Annotated in this window: 14 protein-coding genes; 3 read left to right on the top strand and 11 right to left on the bottom strand. The window is 72.8% G+C overall.

Going from position 1 to position 16472, the window contains the following annotated elements:
* Nucleotides 1-12 precede the first annotated feature (12 nt).
* Entirely contained in the window at nucleotides 13-690 is a 678-nt protein-coding gene (locus OG594_RS05705; RefSeq protein WP_266595781.1) for a response regulator transcription factor, read from the bottom strand.
* A 498-nt stretch (nucleotides 691-1188) separates the two neighbouring features.
* Between OG594_RS05705 and OG594_RS05700 the strand changes: the two genes are divergently transcribed.
* The gene (locus OG594_RS05700) at nucleotides 1189-2715 is read left to right on the top strand and encodes a peptide MFS transporter (RefSeq protein WP_266595779.1); all 1527 of its coding nucleotides are present in this window, start codon (nucleotides 1189-1191) and stop codon (nucleotides 2713-2715) included.
* A gap of 89 nt (nucleotides 2716-2804) precedes the next feature.
* On the opposite strand, the gene OG594_RS05695 is transcribed toward OG594_RS05700, so the two are convergent.
* From OG594_RS05695 to hutU, 9 genes are all read right to left on the bottom strand, one after another.
* The gene (locus tag OG594_RS05695) at nucleotides 2805-3146 is read right to left on the bottom strand and encodes a hypothetical protein (protein WP_266595777.1); all 342 of its coding nucleotides are present in this window, start codon (nucleotides 3144-3146) and stop codon (nucleotides 2805-2807) included.
* Between the two features lie 255 nt (nucleotides 3147-3401).
* Nucleotides 3402-4715 (bottom strand): hypothetical protein, encoded by a 1314-nt coding sequence (locus OG594_RS05690; protein WP_266595775.1) that lies wholly within the window; start codon nucleotides 4713-4715, stop codon nucleotides 3402-3404.
* 14 nt (nucleotides 4716-4729) lie between these two features.
* Nucleotides 4730-5839 (bottom strand): neocarzinostatin apoprotein domain-containing protein, encoded by a 1110-nt coding sequence (locus OG594_RS05685; RefSeq protein WP_266595772.1) that lies wholly within the window; start codon nucleotides 5837-5839, stop codon nucleotides 4730-4732.
* On the bottom strand, nucleotides 5836-6849 hold the full coding sequence (locus OG594_RS05680) for a hypothetical protein (protein WP_266595770.1): 1014 nt from the start codon (nucleotides 6847-6849) through the stop codon (nucleotides 5836-5838). The genes OG594_RS05685 and OG594_RS05680 overlap by 4 nt, the downstream gene beginning before the upstream one ends.
* 16 nt (nucleotides 6850-6865) lie before the next feature.
* Entirely contained in the window at nucleotides 6866-7543 is a 678-nt protein-coding gene (locus OG594_RS05675) for an LPXTG cell wall anchor domain-containing protein (RefSeq protein WP_266595768.1), read from the bottom strand.
* Between the two features lie 113 nt (nucleotides 7544-7656).
* Nucleotides 7657-8835 (bottom strand): imidazolonepropionase, encoded by a 1179-nt coding sequence (gene hutI / locus OG594_RS05670; RefSeq protein WP_266595766.1) that lies wholly within the window; start codon nucleotides 8833-8835, stop codon nucleotides 7657-7659.
* A gap of 157 nt (nucleotides 8836-8992) precedes the next feature.
* The gene (locus tag OG594_RS05665; RefSeq protein ID WP_266595764.1) at nucleotides 8993-10333 is read right to left on the bottom strand and encodes a formimidoylglutamate deiminase; all 1341 of its coding nucleotides are present in this window, start codon (nucleotides 10331-10333) and stop codon (nucleotides 8993-8995) included.
* Entirely contained in the window at nucleotides 10324-11514 is a 1191-nt protein-coding gene (locus tag OG594_RS05660; protein ID WP_266602646.1) for an allantoate amidohydrolase, read from the bottom strand. Before OG594_RS05660 ends, OG594_RS05665 begins: the two co-directional genes overlap by 10 nt.
* Before the next feature lie 95 nt (nucleotides 11515-11609).
* Complete coding sequence (gene hutU, locus OG594_RS05655; protein ID WP_266595762.1) at nucleotides 11610-13274, bottom strand: urocanate hydratase; 1665 nt, start codon at nucleotides 13272-13274, stop codon at nucleotides 11610-11612.
* 95 nt (nucleotides 13275-13369) lie between these two features.
* Between hutU and OG594_RS05650 the strand changes: the two genes are divergently transcribed.
* Nucleotides 13370-14731 carry a diaminopimelate decarboxylase gene (locus OG594_RS05650; protein WP_266595760.1) on the top strand — a complete coding sequence of 454 codons (1362 nt, stop codon included), beginning with the start codon at nucleotides 13370-13372 and terminating at the stop codon, nucleotides 14729-14731.
* A 135-nt stretch (nucleotides 14732-14866) separates the two neighbouring features.
* Here the strand turns inward: OG594_RS05650 and OG594_RS05645 are convergent, their stop codons facing one another.
* Nucleotides 14867-15709 carry a MurR/RpiR family transcriptional regulator gene (locus tag OG594_RS05645; protein WP_266595758.1) on the bottom strand — a complete coding sequence of 281 codons (843 nt, stop codon included), beginning with the start codon at nucleotides 15707-15709 and terminating at the stop codon, nucleotides 14867-14869.
* Nucleotides 15710-15849: 140 nt separating this feature from the next.
* Between OG594_RS05645 and OG594_RS05640 the strand changes: the two genes are divergently transcribed.
* Nucleotides 15850-16233: a hypothetical protein gene (locus OG594_RS05640; RefSeq protein WP_266595756.1), complete on the top strand. Its 384-nt coding sequence runs from the start codon at nucleotides 15850-15852 to the stop codon at nucleotides 16231-16233.
* Nucleotides 16234-16472 lie beyond the last annotated feature (239 nt).

The following is a 16472-nucleotide window of genomic DNA, read 5'->3' as shown; positions in this document are numbered from 1 at the left end:
CGGAGGAGGCGGTCAGCTCTTCTCGAAGCGGAAACCGACGCCCCGCACGGTGGCGATGTAGCGGGGGTTGGCGGCGTCGTCGCCGAGCTTCTTGCGCAGCCAGGAGATGTGCATGTCGAGGGTCTTGGTGGAGGACCACCAGGTGGTGTCCCAGACCTCGCGCATGAGTTGGTCGCGGGTGACGACCCGGCCCGCGTCGCGGACCAGGACCCGCAGCAGGTCGAACTCCTTGGCCGTGAGCTGGAGCTCCTCCTCCCCCATCCAGGCCCGGTGCGATTCGACGTCGATCCGCACGCCGTGGGTGGCGGGGGGCTGGACGGCCTCGGCGGCACCGCGCCGGAGCAGGGCCCGGACCCGGGCGAGCAGTTCGGCCAGCCGGAAGGGCTTGGTCACGTAGTCGTCGGCGCCGGCGTCCAGGCCGACGACCGTGTCGACCTCGTCCGCCCGGGCGGTGAGGACCAGGATCGGGAAGCCGTGGCCCTCGGCGCGCAGTCGGCGGGCGACCTCCAGGCCGTCCATGCCCGGCAGGCCCAGGTCGAGGACGACGAGGTCGACGCCGCCCTGCAGTCCCGCGTCCAGGGCGGTGGGGCCGTCCTCCCGGACCTCGACCTCGTACCCCTCCCGGCGCAGGGCGCGGGCCAGGGGCTCGGAGATGGATGCGTCGTCCTCGGCGAGCAGTACACGCGTCATGTGGGTGATGGTAGTCCGCGGCGGCTGAAACCAGGGGCCCCCGGGAAGACCCCTCGCTATCTGGGCTTATTAACTACTAAGCGCCTTCGAATATGGTCGAACGGTTCCCGACTCGCCTTGTGATCCATCTCTCAAGTCCTTTCATATGCCGCAGTGTCGTGTCGTATGGTGGCGAGACGCCTGATGCAGTACCTCAGGGACCTTTGTGCCGAAAAGCAGCACGAAGGTCTCTATTTCTGTCCTGAACCGGACGGACAGTCCCCTCGGGGACCGACCCGGCCCGTCTTGACGACAGTGAACGACCTGTTGGCCGGGCCCCTCGCGTATGACCGCGCGGGAGGGCGTGGACCCCGGTTACGGATGTCCTTCCGCCCCCCATCCCCGTGGGGCGGGCCCCGAGGCGTGGGGTGGGAGATCCGTCCGCCGGTGCCGGCCACCCCCCACCGGGCGCGGATGAGCTCACGAAGCCGATGCGTCCCGAGCAAGCAAGGATCGACCATGGCTTCCAGCCTGATGAAGGAGTCGGCGGATCCGTCCGCCGAGAAGACCTTCTTCGGCCACCCCCGTGGCCTGGCCACTCTGTTCATGACCGAGATGTGGGAGCGCTTCAGCTTCTACGGCATGAAGGCCCTCCTCCTCGTCTACCTGCTCTCAGGTGGCCCGGACGCCAAGAAGGGCAGCCTGGCGGGCGGCATAGGGATGGACGAGGGCACGGCGATCACCGTGTTCTCCATCTACGTCTCCATGGTCTACCTCCTCGCCCTGCCGGGCGGGTGGCTGGGCGACCGTGTCTGGGGCCCCCGCAAGACCGTGACGATCGCGGCCGTGACGATCATGTGCGGCCACATCGTCCTCGCCCTTCCGGGCGGCGGGACCTTCTTCATCGGTCTGGCCCTGGTGGCCGTGGGCTCCGGTCTGCTGAAGGCCAACATCTCCACGATGGTCGGCCAGCTCTACAAGGACGCGAACGACCCGCGCCGTGACGGTGGCTTCACCATCTTCTACATGGGCATCAACGCGGGTGCCTTCTTCGCGCCGCTGATCATCGGCACCGTCGGCCAGAAGGTCAACTGGCACCTCGGCTTCGCGCTGGCCGCGGTCGGCATGGGCATCGGTCTGGTCGCCTTCCTGCTGGGCACCAAGAACCTGAACCCGGTCAGCTCCGTCGTCCCGAAGCCGCTGTCGGCCGGAGAGCGCACCGCCTGGATCCGCAAGATCGTCATCGCGGTCGCGATCGTGGCCGTGTTCTACACCGCCGTGGGCATGGCAGGCATGTTCACCAAGGCGTGGGCGACCATCCCGCTGACCCTGATCGGTCTGATCGTCCCGACCGTTGTGCTGATCCGCATCAAGCGGGACAAGGACCTCGACCGGACCGAGCAGTCGAAGATGACCGGTTACATCTGGTTCTTCCTCGCCGCCGCCGTCTTCTGGATGATCTACGACCAGGGCGCCTCGACCGTCCAGTCCTTCGGTGAGACCAAGGCTTCCGGCTCGCTGCTCGGCTTCGAGTTCCCCTCGTCCTGGTACCAGTCGCTGAACCCGCTCTTCATCATGTGCCTGGCCCCGGTCATGGCATGGATCTGGATGTGGCTGAACCGCAAGGGCAAGGAGCCCTCGACGGTCGGCAAGTTCGCGATGGCGCTGTTCATCATCTCGGTCTCGTTCTTCTTCTTCCTGGTGCCGCTCGGCATGGCCGCAGGCGGCCAGTCGGTAAGCCCGATGTGGCTGGTCGGCATCTACCTGATCCACACGGTGGGCGAGCTGTGCCTCTCCCCGGTGGGTCTGTCGGTCACCACGAAGATGGCCCCGGCCAAGTACGCCTCCCAGATGATGGGCGTGTGGTTCCTGGCGGTCACCGCCGGCGACTCCATCACGAGCCTGCTCTCCGACCCCGCCGTGTTCGGTGTGGACCTCAACGGCACCGGAGCGGTCGCGATCGAGGCCACCCTCGCCTGCCTGGCGGCTCTCGCGGTCTTCATGTACCGCAGGAACGTCAAGACGCTCATGGGCGAGGTGCGCTGACGCACGCCTCCACGCGGGCGACGGCCCGGCACGCCTTCCGGCGTGCCGGGCCGTCGCGGTGTTCGGGGCCCTCCAACGGCGCCGTGGAATCAGGCGCCCCGCACCTCGGAGCCGAATCCGACGAGGAAGGACTTGGACCCGCAGCGGACCGAGGCGGCCGAGCCGGTGGGGGCCCAGTCGCTGCGGTAGGTCCGGCGCACCACGTGTTCGCGGGCACCCTGCACCATGTCGCAGATGATCTTCGCGCGGTGCTGCGCACCGGAGGCGAAGCGTCCGGTGCACCTGGACGTGGCATTCGGGCGGCCCATGCCGTCCAGTTCCGCGGTCGTCCTGCAACCGCCGCCGGCAGCGGCCGCGGAGACCGCCGGCGCTCCGAGCACACTCAGGGCCGAGGCGACGGCCAGCGTCGCGACGGCGAATTTCAACTTCATGGGACTGTCCGTTCTCCGATGTGAAGCAGGAGCCGACCGCGCGCCGGTCGGGCTCGCGCCCGCCCGCCAGGAGGTCGCTCGCCGATCTTCGCCGGACCGTGGGAGAACCGGTATCCGCCAGTCGGCGGGAACTGCCTCCCCGAAGGGGGGAAGGGAGAACGAACGGCGCTGTGCGGGCGCGCCGTCCGAAAGCCGTGCGCGCCCCGGCATCAGAGCCAGGACGCGCACGGTCGCTCGACGGTGGCTTCTCATCGGTCAGCGGGTGCCGCGCAGGCGGCGCCACGGGGTGAAGGTGAACACCGCGCCGCCGAGCAGGATCACCGTGCCGGCGACCAGGGCCAGGGCCTTGATCCCGCCCTCGTCCTCCGCGCCGGTCTCGGCGAGGCCGCCCGAGGTGGCGCTGCCGGTGGTGCTCGTCGAGGAGCCGGAGCCCCCCGGCTGTGCGGCGGTGTCCAGTTCCAGCGAGACCCCGCTGCTCGTCGCCTTGCAGGGGACGTTGATCGGGGTGGCGCCGGGGGCCATCGTGACGTCGATCGTCAGCTGGTCCGGGCTCAGCGTCACCTTGCCGCTCTTGCCGGGCTTGTAGGTGCCCGTCATGTCGCTGAGGCTGACCGGGGCCTTGTCCGGGATCGGCTCCGCGTTGGCCGGGCCGGAGACCTTGACCGTGCCGCTGTCCGCCCCGCCGAGCTTCACGTCCATCGAGGGCTTGAGCGCTCCCGCGGGCAGGGCCATGGGCGCCGCCATCGCACCCTTGGCGGTCTTGACCGTCAGGTCGTAGCTGCCGCCGTTCTTCTTCGCGTTGATGGTGACCGGGGTCTTGATGCCCCCCGGGACGACCGGACCGCAGTCGAAGGCCACCTCGACCGCCTTGCCGGGGAAGTCGGTCTGGCCGCCCCCGCCGCCGGAGGCGGAACCGCCCGAAGCCGATCCGCCCGAAGTGGTGGTGGAACCGCCGGTGGTCGTGGAACCGCCCGAGGTGGTGGAGCCGCCGGTGGTCGTGGAGCCCCCCGAGGTGGTGCCACCGGTCGTCGTCCCGCCGCTGGAGCCGGCCGCCACGTCGATGGTGGCCCCGACGCCCACGCTGCCGGTCGGGGCGCACTTGGTGACGAAGGTGCCGAAGGAGAAGGTGACGGCCACGTCGTACTTGCCGGGGGTCAGCGTGATCTTCCCGGCCTTGGTGAGCTTCAGCTTTCCCTTCATCACGGACATCACCATGGGCGCCTTCTTCGGGATCGGCGGGTTCTTCTTCTCCCCGACGACCTTCAGCTCACCGCCACCGCCGCCCACGGTGATCCAGCCCGTGGGCTGGACCGCGTCCTGCGGGATGTCCATCAGGTCCGTGTTGTTCGAGGCCGGCTTCACCGTCTCCCAGGACACGTCGACCTCGTCGCCGACCTTCGCCGAGGCGGGAGCGGTGACCTTGGCGGTGGTCTCCCCCTCCACCGGACTACCGCCCCCGGCCGGGGGAACGCACTTGACGTTGAACTTGGTCTCCGCGGCCTGGGCGGGAGTGGCTCCGATGGCGATACCGGCGCCGCCGAGCATCAGCGCGATCACGGCCGCGCTCACCCTCCGTTGGGTTTTCACGAATGTCCCTTCGTCGTCGAACGGTTCTCAGACGGTGCGGACGCCTGTGGTGCTGTGCCCGGCGTACTGTCCGGGGTGAACCACGGCAGGACCGCCGTGGTGGTCTGGGGGGACTGCTCCGGGCGGTCGGGGCCCGGGGCCGGCTCCGGGGGCCGCAGGGCCGGGATCTTCGGCAGTCGGGCCGTCACGGCGGAGGCCGCCGCGGCTGCGGCCGCGGGACCCGTACCGCGGTGGCGGCCGGCGGCGGGCGCGGCGCGCGGCCGCACCCGGTCGACGATCGCCATGCCGATGCGGAAGACCGCGGCCGGGATCACCAGCAGGAGCAGGCCCCAGAAGAGCAGCACCCCGTACGGGCGGTCCACGCCCCAGGGCTGCGTGGCCACCACGGTCTCGCCGTACTTGAGGGAGATCGTGTAGTCGCCGTGGGCGCCGGCGGCGAGGCCCACGTCGAGCGCGATCTCCGCCTTGCCGCCGGGCGGGATGGTGCCCTTCCAGCGGGCCTCCTCCCACAGCGGGGCGAACACCCCGTGCGCGGTGCCGAGCTGGAAGACCGGGTCCTTGACCGGGACCGGGCCGAGATTGCCGACGGTGACCTTGAACTTCCGGGCGGGCGGGGCGCCGAACCAGGTCAGCACCCCGTCCTCGCCCTCCAGCCGGACCCCGGTGAGCATCGCGAGGCGGGCCGTACCGGATTCGGCGGGCAGCTCGGCGACCGGGTGGTCGGTGATCTTCAGGGGGGTCGCGACGGTGGACTGGTCACCGTTGACGGAGGTGACGTTGACGATGCAGGGGCACGGCTTGGGCGGTGCCACCACGGGCAGCTGGGCGGTGAAGCGGCCGTCGGCGCCGACGGAGACGGCGGCGCCGTCGGCGTTGGCGCAGCTGTTGGTGCCGCCGATCATGTTCTGGCCGCAGACCAGCAGCATCACCAGCGTCTTGGCCGGCCAGCCGGTACCGGTGACGGTGATCCCGGTGCCCTTGGCGGCCTCCTGGAGCGAGAGCGCCACGGCCGGCTCGCCCTCGGCGGCCGCGGCCGGGCCCGTGGGGAACAGGGCGAGGGCGCACACCGCCAACCCCGCGGCCAGCAGGGCTCCGACTCTTCTCACCTGGCGGCTCCCGTCAGTTCGTGGTGCGGTGCAGGGGTCGTCGGACCGGCCGCGGACGGCGCGTCCGGCTCCGGGTCCGGTCCCGGTCGGGGCCGCCGGCCGCGTACGAGGTACAGCGCGGCGGCGGTGGCCGCGCCGAGGCAGAGCAGGCCGGCCCCGGTCCAGCCGGCCGGGCCCCGGGGGACGAGCCAGCGCGAGCCGGTGGCCACCGCGCGGGCGCCGCCGGGGGCCGTCACGGTGAGGGTGACGCGGACCCGGTCGAAGGCCGGGGCGCCGGGCCAGGGCTCGGTGAGCTCCACCCGCTGGCCGGGGAGCAGTTCCACCGGCAGGGTGCGGCCGCGGGGCGGGTCGGACACCTCGCCGATGAGGGCCTCGGCGCTGATCCGGAGGTCGGGGACGAGGGCCACGTTGCCGCGGTTGACGAGGGTGTAGGCGATGACGGCGGCCTGGCCCCGGCCCCGTACGGCGACGTCCTCGACCGTGAGGGCGGCCAGGGCGGGGCCGCCGACCCGCAGGTGGACCCGTACTCCGACCTCGTGGCCGCCCTCGGTGGCGATCACGGCGGCGGGGTGGTCGCCGGGCGGAGAGGCGGGCGGCACGGTGAGGGTGAAGGGGACCACGGCACGGGTGCGGGGCGGGACCTTCACGGTGGCGGCGGCCCCGAAGCTGATCCAGGAACCGGCCCCGGTGGCCCCGGTGGCCCCGCTGCCGGGCGCCGCCAGGCGGACCGCGAAGGCGCCGTCGGCCGTGTTGTAGGCGTCGGCCCCGCGCAGCGTGATGGTGCGCTCCTGGTCGGTGGTGTTGGCCAGGGCGAGGCGGTCCTCCAGCACGGTGCCGGCGGCACCGGCCAGGTAGAAGTACGGGCGGACGGTGGCCGCGGCTCCGGCGGCGGGCTCGGCGGTCCAGCCCGGCTCGTCGGCGGCCGCGGGGTGCGCGGGGGCCGCGTACAGCGCAGCGGCGGCGAGCAGCAGGACGGCTCCGGCGCGCCTCAGGGTGGGGAGCACGTGCATGACCGGGGTGCTCCGTTCAGGACCGGGCCCGCCGGCCGCGCCGGGTCAGCCAGAGCACGCCGACGGCGCCGGAGAGCAGCACGGTGCCGCCGAGGGTGCCGAGGGCCAGGGCGGAGTCGGCGGGCCCGGTCTGCGGGAGGGTGTCGCCGGTGGTGTCGGCGCCGGCCTGCGCGTTCCCGGCGCCGGCCGCCGTGACGTCCAGTTCCAGCGAGGGCTTCGGGCTGTTGCCGGGGGTGCAGGTCGTCGTGGTGCCCATCGCCACGATGGTGAGCACCCCGGCGGTGAAGGTGACCTTGCCGCTCTTCTTGGGCGTGTAGGTGCCCGAGAGGTCGGTGATCTTGATGGGTGTGTCCGGGGGGACGGCCTCGGGGTTGGACGGGCCCGAGACCGGCACGGACGCCTTCTCGGCGCCGTCGACGAGGACGACGGCGCTGGGCTTCATCGCGCCCTTGCCGAGTTCGATGGGGCTGGACGAGACGCCCTTCTGGAAGGACATCGTCAGCTTGTACCCGTCGCCCTCCTTGACGGCCTTGATCTCGATGGGCGACACCGCCGACTTGTCCCCGATCGGGGTCTTGCAGTCGTAGGCGATGTCGACGACGGCGGCATGGGCCGCGGGGGCGGTGAACAGCACCGCCGATCCGGCCAGCGCGGAGGCCAGCGCGAGCGCGGTGGTGCGTTTGCGGTCGGACACCTTCGTCTTCCCCTCGGGCCACAGAAAACTGACGACACATCAGATCGGTGGCTCAAGGTAAGCCCGGGGGCTTACGGAGGGAAGACAAAGGACAACCCGGGATTGACCGTTCGTCAGTGCACGCGGCGGCCCCGCTGCCAGACGCCGGACACGAGCGGTACGCCCGGCCGGTAGGCGAGGTGGACGTGGCTCGGGGCGTCCAACAGGGCCAGGTCGGCACGGGCTCCGGGGGCCACGCGGCCGATGTCCTCGCGGCGCAGGGCGCGGGCGCCGCCGGCGGTGGCCGACCAGAGGGCCTCGTCGGGGGTCATCCGCATGTCGCGGACCGCGAGCGCGATACAGAAGGGCATCGAACTCGTGTAGGAGGAGCCGGGGTTGCAGTCCGTGGACAGGGCGACGGTGGCACCCGCGTCGATCAGGCGCCGGGCGTCGGGCCACTGGGCGCGCGTGGAGAACTCGGCGCCGGGCAGCAGGGTGGCGACGGTGGTGCCGGCGGCTTGCGCGAGGGCGTCGACGTCGGCGTCGGTGAGGTGGGTGCAGTGGTCGGCGGAGGCGGCCTCCAGCTCGACGGCGAGCTGGACGCCGGGCCCGTAGGAGAGCTGGTTGGCGTGCACCCGGGGGATCAGCCCGGCGGCGGCCCCGGCGGTGAGGATCGCGCGGGCCTGGTCGCCGTCGAAGGCGCCCTTCTCGCAGAAGACGTCCACCCAGCGGGCGTACGGGGCGCAGGCCTCCAGCATCTCGCCGGTGACGAGGTCGACGTAGCCGGCCGGGTCCTCCGCGAAGTCCGGGGAGACGATGTGCGCGCCGAGGTAGGTGACCTCCTCGGTGTGCGCGGCGGCGATGCGCAGGGCGCGGGCCTCGTCGGCGACGGTGAGGCCGTAGCCGGACTTGGTCTCGAAGGTGGTGGTGCCCTGGCGGCGGGCCTCGTCGAGGTGGCGCACCAGGCCCGCCTCCAGCTCCGCGTCGGTGGCGGCGCGGGTGGCGGCGACGGTGGTGCGGATGCCGCCGGCGGAGTAGGCGCGGCCCGACATCCGGGCGTTGAACTCCTGGGTGCGGTCGCCGGCGAAGACGAGGTGGGAGTGGGAGTCGACGAAGCCGGGGATGACGGCGCGGCCGGCGGCGTCGTACGTGTCGTCCGCCGCCGGGGCCTTGGCGGTGGGGCCGACCCAGGCGATCTTGTCGTCCTCGATGACGACGGCCGCGTCCTGGATGAGGCCGAGGGCGGAGCCGTCTCCGACGGACGGGTCGTTGGTGACGAGGCTGCCGATGTTGGTGATGGCGGTGGTGGTCACGGGTTCCTCTCGTAGCTGGGGCTCCGCCCCAGACCCCGCGCCTCAAACGCCGGCGGGGCTGTTTTTCAGCCCGTCCGGCGTTTGAGGACCGGGTCCGGGCGGAGCCCGGTTTCGGGAAGGGGCGGGGTGGGGGAAGGGCCCGCCGCAGGCGCCGCGGTCAGGAGCGGAGGGCCGCGATGGACTCGGACAGGGCCGTCGGGACGTCCCCGACCAGGGTGTGGTGACCGTCGCGGACCACGTGGCGGCCGCCCACCACCGTGTGGCGGACGTCCGAGGCGGTGGCGGCGAAGACGGCCGTCTCGGCACCCAGCCGGGCCAGCGGGCCCGCCGTGCGTACGGAGTCCAGCGCGATCGTGGTGAAGTCCGCGAGCGCGCCCGCCTCCAGGCGGCCCGCGTCCGGGAGTCCGAGGGCGGCGTGGCCGTCCTCGGTGGCGGCGGCAAGCAGGGCGTTCGCCGTCCAGTGGCCCCGGGTGCGGCTGCGCAGGCGCTCGTTGAGCTCCATCGCGCGGGCCTCTTCGAGCAGGTCGATCACGGCGTGGCTGTCGCTGCCCAGGGACAGCGGGCTGCCCGCGTGCTGGAGCCGGACCGCCGGGCCGATGCCGTCCGCGAGGTCGCGTTCGGTGGTGGGGCACATGCACGTGCCGGTGGTGGTCCCGCCCAGGAGGGCGATGTCCGTGTCCGTGAGGTGCGTGTTGTGGACGCCGGTGGTGCGCGGGCCGAGCACGCCGTGGTCGGCCAGCAGCTGGGTCGGCGTACGGCCGTGGGCGGCCTGGCAGGCGTCGTTCTCCGCGGTCTGCTCCGAGAGGTGGACGTGCAGGGGCGCCCGGCGCTCCTCGGCCCAGCCGGCGACGGTGGCCAGTTCGGCGGCCGGTACGGCGCGGACCGAGTGGATGGCGGCGCCGATCAGGGCGTGCTCGCGGGGCTTGAGGGCACTGGCGCGCTCGGCCCAGGCTTCGGCGGTGCCGTCGGAGAAGCGCAGCTGGTGGGCGTTGGGGGCCTCGCCGAAGCCCGAGGACAGGTACGCCGTGTCCAGGAGGGTGATCCGGATGCCGGCCGCGGCGGCTGCCTCGATCAGGGCCTCGCCCATCGCGTTGGGGTCGGCGTACGCGGCGCCGCCGGGCGCGTGGTGGACGTAGTGGAACTCGCCGACGTTGGTGATGCCGGCCAGCGCCATCTCGGCATAGACGGCGCGGGCGAGCGCGAAGTAGCTGTCGGGGGTGAGGTTCTGGGCGACCTTGTACATGAGGTCGCGCCAGGTCCAGAAGGTGCCGGAGCCGACCTGGACCGTGCCCCGCAGGGCCCGGTGGAAGGCGTGGCTGTGCGCGTTGGCCAGCCCGGGGAGGGTGAGGCCGCGCAGCACCTCGGCGCCCGGCGGCGGGGTCTGCACCCCGGTGCGCAGGGCGCCGATCCGCCCGTCCTGCGTGACCTCCAGGGCAACGCCCGGCTCGACGTGAGTGCCGAGCCAGGCGTGCTCCAGCCAGTACGTCGTCAACGACATGCCAGGCCTTCCAGTACGTCGGCGAGGGCGAGGACACCGGCCACGCAGTCGTCCTCGGCGGCGAACTCCCGCGGGGAGTGGGAGACGCCGGTCGGGTTCCGCACGAACAGCATGGCGGTCGGGACGGCCGCCGAGAGGATCCCGGCGTCGTGTCCCGCTCCGGTCCCGAGAACGGGGACCGAACCGCCCAGGATCCGGTTCATCTCGTCGCGCAGGGCGTGCTCGAACTCGACGACCGGGGTGAAGGACTCCCGGACGATGCCGAGGTCGATGCCGTCCTGGTCGGCGCGCTCGCGCGCGGCCTTCTCGATGGCCGTGACGACCGTGTCGAGGGTGGCCTGGTCAGCGGCCCGGGAGTCGAGCCAGCCGCGCACGAGCGAGGGGATGGCGTTGACCCCGTTGGGCTCGACCGAGATCTTCCCGAAGGTGGCGACGGCCCCGGCGAGGGCCGCCTCGCTGCGGGCGGCCAGCACGGTCGCCGCGTAGGTGAGCATCGGGTCGCGGCGGTCGACCAGCCGGGTGGTGCCGGCGTGGTTGGCCTCGCCGCGGAAGTCGAACCGCCAGCGGCCGTGCGGCCAGATCGCGGAGGCGATGCCGACCCGGTCCCCGGACAGGTCCAGGGCCCGGCCCTGCTCCACGTGCAGCTCGACGAAGGCGCCGATGCGGCCGAGGCGTTCGGGGTCGGCCCCGATGGTCTCGGGGTCGTATCCGGCGGCCTCCATGGCCTGGGGCAGGGAGATGCCCTCGGCGTCGCGCAGCTCGTACGCCTTGTCCTTGGTCAGCTGCCCGGCGGCGAGCCGGGAGCCGACGCAGGCGAGCCCGAAGCGGGCGCCCTCCTCGTCACCGAAGTTGGTGATGGCCAGCGGCCTGGAGAACTCCGCGCCCCGCCTGCGGAGCTCGTCCAGGGCCGCGAAGGAGGACACCACGCCGAGGGGGCCGTCGAAGGCCCCGCCGTCGGGGACGGAGTCCAGGTGCGAGCCGGTGACCACGGCGTCCCCCGCGAGGGGGTCGCCGAGCCAGGCCCACTGGTTGCCGTTGCGGTCCGTCTCGTACGTCAGCCCGCGCGCCTCGGCCTGCTCCTGGAACCAGGTCCGGCAGTCGGCGTCGGCCCCGCTCCAGGCGTACCGGCGGTACCCGCCGGTGCCGGCGTCGCGGCCGATGGGTGCGAGCTCGGCCCACATCTCGTGGAACGACGCGGCCTCGCCGGAGCCGGTCGTGCGGGCCGCCGGTCGCGGCGCCGCACCCTGCTCCCCCGAGCCCGGGAAGTCTGTCTCGCTCACGCGGAGTCGCCCTCGCGCATGGGGACGCGGACGCCGCGCTCGTCGGCGACCGACTCGGCGATGTCGTAGCCGGCGTCGACGTGGCGGATGACGCCCATGCCGGGGTCGTTGGTGAGGACGCGGCGGATCTTCTCGCCGGCCAGCGCGGTGCCGTCGGCGACCGTGACCTGGCCCGCGTGGATCGAGCGGCCCATGCCGACGCCGCCGCCGTGGTGGATGGAGACCCAGGAGGCGCCGGAGGCCACGTTGACCATGGCGTTGAGCAGCGGCCAGTCGGCGATCGCGTCGGAGCCGTCCAGCATGGCCTCGGTCTCGCGGTACGGGGAGGCCACCGAGCCGCAGTCGAGGTGGTCGCGGCCGATGGCCAGCGGCGCGGCGAGGGTGCCGTCGGCGACCATCTCGTTGAAGCGCTCGCCGGCCTTGTCGCGCTCGCCGTAGCCGAGCCAGCAGATGCGCGCGGGCAGGCCCTGGAAGTGGACGCGCTCGCCGGCCATCTTGATCCAGCGGTGCAGGGACTCGTTCTCCGGGAAGAGCTCCAGCATGGCCTTGTCGGTCTTGTGGATGTCCGAGGCCTCGCCGGACAGGGCGGCCCAGCGGAAGGGGCCCTTGCCCTCGCAGAACAGCGGGCGGATGTAGGCGGGGACGAAGCCGGAGAAGGCGAAGGCGCGGTCGTAGCCGGCCAGCTGGGCCTCGCCGCGGATGGAGTTGCCGTAGTCGAAGACCTCGGCGCCGGCGTCCATGAAGCCGACCATGGCCTCGACGTGCTTGGCCATGGACTCGCGGGCGCGGGTGGTGAAGCCGGCCGGGTCCTTGGCGGCGTAGGAGGCCATGTCGTCGAAGTCGACGCCGACGGGCAGGTACGCGAGCGGGTCGTGGGCCGAGGTCTGGTCGGTCACGATGTCGATCGGGGCGCCCTCGGCCAGCATCTGCGGGAGCAGCTCGGCGGCGTTGCCGAGGAGGCCGATGGAGAGCGGCTTGCGGTCGTCACGGGCTTCGACGGCCAGCTGGAGGGCGTGGCGCAGGTTGTCGGCCTTGACGTCCAGGTAGCGGTGCTCGATGCGGCGGTCGATGGCGCGCGGGTCGACGTCGATGCAGATCGCGACGCCGTCGTTCATCGTCACGGCCAGCGGCTGGGCGCCGCCCATGCCGCCGAGGCCGGCGGTGAGGGTGATGGTGCCGGCCAGGGTGCCGCCGAACTTCTTGGCGGCGACGGCGGCGAAGGTCTCGTAGGTGCCCTGCAGGATGCCCTGGGTGCCGATGTAGATCCAGGACCCGGCGGTCATCTGGCCGTACATGGTCAGGCCGAGGTGCTCCAGGCGGCGGAACTCCTCCCAGTTGGCCCAGTCGCCGACGAGGTTGGAGTTGGCGAGCAGGACGCGCGGCGCCCACTCGTGGGTCTGCATCACGCCGACCGGGCGGCCGGACTGGACCAGCATCGTCTCGTCCTGCTTGAGGGTCTGCAGGGTGCGGACCATCGCGTCGTACGAGCGCCAGTCGCGGGCGGCCTTGCCGGTGCCGCCGTAGACGACGAGCTTGTCGGGGTGCTCGGCGACCTCGGGGTCGAGGTTGTTCTGCAGCATCCGCAGCGCGGCTTCCTGCTGCCATCCCAGGGTGCTGAGCTCGGTGCCTCGCGCGGCACGTACGGGGCGGGGTCCTGACATGGCGTTGCCTCCTCCGATGTTGGTCAATCTATTCACATCCTCTCGCCCTGAATAGATTCAGTCAACAGCTGCGGGCGGCCCCGTCGAATGATGGGATGGCCGACATGGGCACCGAGGACGCCGCCGGTAGCGCTGCCGCGCGCCGCGATCTGGCCGTACGAGCCGCTGTCGAGCAGGGAATCGTCGGCGGGGCCGACCCCGCGCCACCCCTGGTCTGCCTGCTGGACGTCGCCGGGATCCGGGCCTCCGCCGCCGCCCTGACCGGCGCCTTCGCGGCCGCACTCGCACCCGCGGCACCCGCGCTGCACACCTTCGCCGTCAAGGCCTGCCCCCTCGTCCCGGTCCTGCGGCTGCTCGCCGACGCCGGGCTCGGCTGCGAGGTGGCGAGCCCCGGCGAGCTGGCGCTGGCCCGGGCCGCGGGGCTCCCCGCCGACCGGATCGTCCTGGACTCCCCCGCCAAGACCGAGGCCGAGCTGCGCGAGGCCCTGGCGCTCGGTATCGCCGTCAACGCCGACAACCAGCAGGAGCTGGAGCGGCTCGACGCGCTCGTCGGCCGGGCGCCGACCGCGTCCCCGATCGGCGTCCGGATCAATCCGCAGACCGGGGCCGGTGCCATCGACGCCCTGTCCACGGCCACCGCGAGCTCGAAGTTCGGCATCGCCCTGCGCGACCCCGGCGCGCGCGCCCGCCTCGTACGGGCCTACCTGGACCGGCCCTGGCTCACCCGCCTGCACGTCCACTCGGGCTCCCAGGGCGTTCCCCTGCCCCTGATCGCGGAAGGCGTACGGGACCTGCACGCGCTCGCCGAGGAGATCAACGCGGCGGCCGGGCGGCGCCAGGTCGACACCCTCGACATCGGCGGCGGCCTGCCGGTGAACTTCGCCTCGGACGAGGAGCACCCGACCCACGCGCAGTACGCGGCCGCCCTGCGCGGGGCGGTCCCCGCCCTGTTCGACGGCTCGTACGGCCTGGTCACGGAGTTCGGCCGGTCCCTGCTGGCCAAGCACGGCCTGGTGCTGGCCCGCGTCGAGTACACCAAGACCAGCGGATCCCGGCCGATCGCGCTCACCCACGCCGGGGTCCAGCTGGCGACCCGCACCGCGTACGCCCCGGCGGCCTGGCCGGTGCGGATCCTGCCCTACGACGCGAAGGGCGCCCCGAAGACCGGCGACCCGGTCGCCCAGGACGTCGCGGGCCCGGCCTGCTTCGCCGGGGACCTGCTCGCGGCCGCCCGCGAGCTGCCGCCGCTCGCCCCCGGCGACCTGATCGGCGTACCGGACACCGGCGCGTACTTCTTCACGGCCCACTACGGCTACAACAGCCTGCCCCGCCCGGCGGTCCACGGCTTCACGGTGAGTCCGGGGGGCGAGGTCCGCTTCGCGCTGGCCCGCCCGGCCCAGTCCGTCGAGGCCATCGTCGCGGAGGCGGGCGGCGCGTTCGGCGACGCCCTGTTGTAACCGCTGCGCGGGGCTTCCCGGGCTCCGCCCAGACCCGCGCCTCAATCGCCGGCGCGGCTTCAAAACCTGGGGCTCCGCCCCGGACCCCGCTCCTCAATCGCCGGAGGGGCTGGATTTTCCCGGCGTTTGAGGCGGCTATTCCACGAAGAGGCCGCGCGCCGCGGCTCTGGCGTCGAAGGCCTCCAGCCGCGCCTGCGCGTCCGGCAGGGCGTCCGCCATCGACTCCAGCAGCACCCGGCCCAGCAGCATCGGCGCGCACGCCGTGTCGAAAGCCAGGCCGGTGCCGACCTGCGCCGGAATCAGCAGGTCCGAGTGACGGGCCACGGGGGCGAACGCCGAGTCGGCGACCGTGACCACGGTGAGACCGGCCCGCCGCGACCGCTCCAGCGTGTCCACGACCTCCCGGGGATGGCGGGGCAGCGCGAAGCAGAGCAGCGCCGTGGCCCCCTCGTAGCGCGCCGCGTCGATGCGGTCCTCCATCATCGAGCCGCCCTCGTCGAGGAGCCGGACGTCCGGGTGGACCTTCGACGCGAAGTAGGCGAACCCGCGCGCCTGGGAGGAGGCCGCCCGCAGCCCGAGCACCAGCAGCGGGGTCGAGGCGGCGAGCAGCCGCCCCGCCTCCTGGACCGGCGCGGGATCGGCGAGCATCGCGGCCAGCTGCCGCAGGTTCTCGATCTCGCCCAGAACGGCCTGCTGGTACTCGTTGTACGAGTCCTCGTGCGCGGCCTCGGGCCGCTCGGCGGGGGCCACCTCGCGCAGGTGGCGGCGGAGCGCGGGATAGCCGTCGAAGCCCAGCGCCACGGCGAACCGGGTCACCGAGGGCTGGCTCACCCCGGCCAGTTCGGCGAGCTCGACGCTCGACAGGAAGGGCACGTCCGCCGCCCCGCGCACCATGCAGTGCGCGATCCGCCGCTGGGTCGGCGTCAGCCGGTGCCCCTCGAACAGCTTCTGCAGCCGCGCGGCCGGGCTGTCACTCATCCCGTCCCCTCCGTCCCGGTGAGATATTCAGTCACGGAGCACTTTGCATGCGGTTATGCAGCGGGGCAAGCCGTGCCCGCGATCCGGATACGGGGGCTAGCCCCAGTGCCGGGGCCCGCCGGGGTTCCTACGGTGGGGTCATGGACGCGCACGCCCAAGAGCTGAAGAAGGAATTCGACGCGACGATGGACGCCCGGCGCGAGCTGGGTCCGGAGTACGAGGCCGCGCTCGTGGACTCGTTCGTCGAGAAGGTCGACACGCAGGTCCGGCGCCGGCTCGCGGAGGAGCGGCTGTCCGCCGCCCGCGGTGGCGGCCGGACGCCTTCCGTCGCCCCGGGGGACGGGAACTTCGGCGAACGCTTCGGCTTCGCGATCGTCACTCTGGTCCTGGCGATCCCCCTGTCGGCGATCGCCGCCACGCAGGCGCGGCTGCCGGGGCTGATCGTCACCTGGGTGGGGATCGTGGGCGTGAACTTCATCCACGCCCGTCGCTTCCGGCGCGGTACGCAGGACCCCCTGGACTGACCGGCGCCGTCGGGCGGGCACAGGTCCGCCACCACCACCGCCGCGGGCGAGTGAGCCGAAGGGGCGCGACGGGGAGCACGTACGCCGGCACGAGCCGGCAAAGGCGCCCCGGAGGCGAACCGAGCCAAAAAAATGGAACGCGCGGGGACCGCCGCACCCTCGGTTGCCCGAGGGGCGGGACGACGGCGGTCCCCGCGAAGGACACGGCCGGGTCAGGGCCGTCCGCGTCCGTGGCGTCC

The sequence above is a fragment of the Streptomyces sp. NBC_01214 genome, from assembly GCF_026340975.1.
GTDB lineage: Bacteria > Actinomycetota > Actinomycetes > Streptomycetales > Streptomycetaceae > Streptomyces.
This window is presented reverse-complemented; position numbering and strand designations above follow the sequence as displayed.

Excerpts from the sequence above, each read along its gene's own strand:
- OG594_RS05700 (WP_266595779.1), top strand. The coding sequence starts at position 1,189 with ATGGCTTCCAGCCTGATGAAGGAGTCGGCGGATCCGTCCGCCGAGAAG.
- OG594_RS05695 (WP_266595777.1), bottom strand. The coding sequence starts at position 3,146 with ATGAAGTTGAAATTCGCCGTCGCGACGCTGGCCGTCGCCTCGGCCCTG.
- OG594_RS05640 (WP_266595756.1), top strand. The coding sequence starts at position 15,850 with ATGGACGCGCACGCCCAAGAGCTGAAGAAGGAATTCGACGCGACGATG.
- OG594_RS05705 (WP_266595781.1), bottom strand. The coding sequence starts at position 690 with ATGACGCGTGTACTGCTCGCCGAGGACGACGCATCCATCTCCGAGCCC.
- OG594_RS05650 (WP_266595760.1), top strand. The coding sequence starts at position 13,370 with ATGGCCGACATGGGCACCGAGGACGCCGCCGGTAGCGCTGCCGCGCGC.
- hutU (WP_266595762.1), bottom strand. The coding sequence starts at position 13,274 with ATGTCAGGACCCCGCCCCGTACGTGCCGCGCGAGGCACCGAGCTCAGC.
- OG594_RS05660 (WP_266602646.1), bottom strand. The coding sequence starts at position 11,514 with ATGTGGGCCGAGCTCGCACCCATCGGCCGCGACGCCGGCACCGGCGGG.
- OG594_RS05680 (WP_266595770.1), bottom strand. The coding sequence starts at position 6,849 with ATGCACGTGCTCCCCACCCTGAGGCGCGCCGGAGCCGTCCTGCTGCTC.
- OG594_RS05645 (WP_266595758.1), bottom strand. The coding sequence starts at position 15,709 with ATGAGTGACAGCCCGGCCGCGCGGCTGCAGAAGCTGTTCGAGGGGCAC.
- OG594_RS05665 (WP_266595764.1), bottom strand. The coding sequence starts at position 10,333 with ATGTCGTTGACGACGTACTGGCTGGAGCACGCCTGGCTCGGCACTCAC.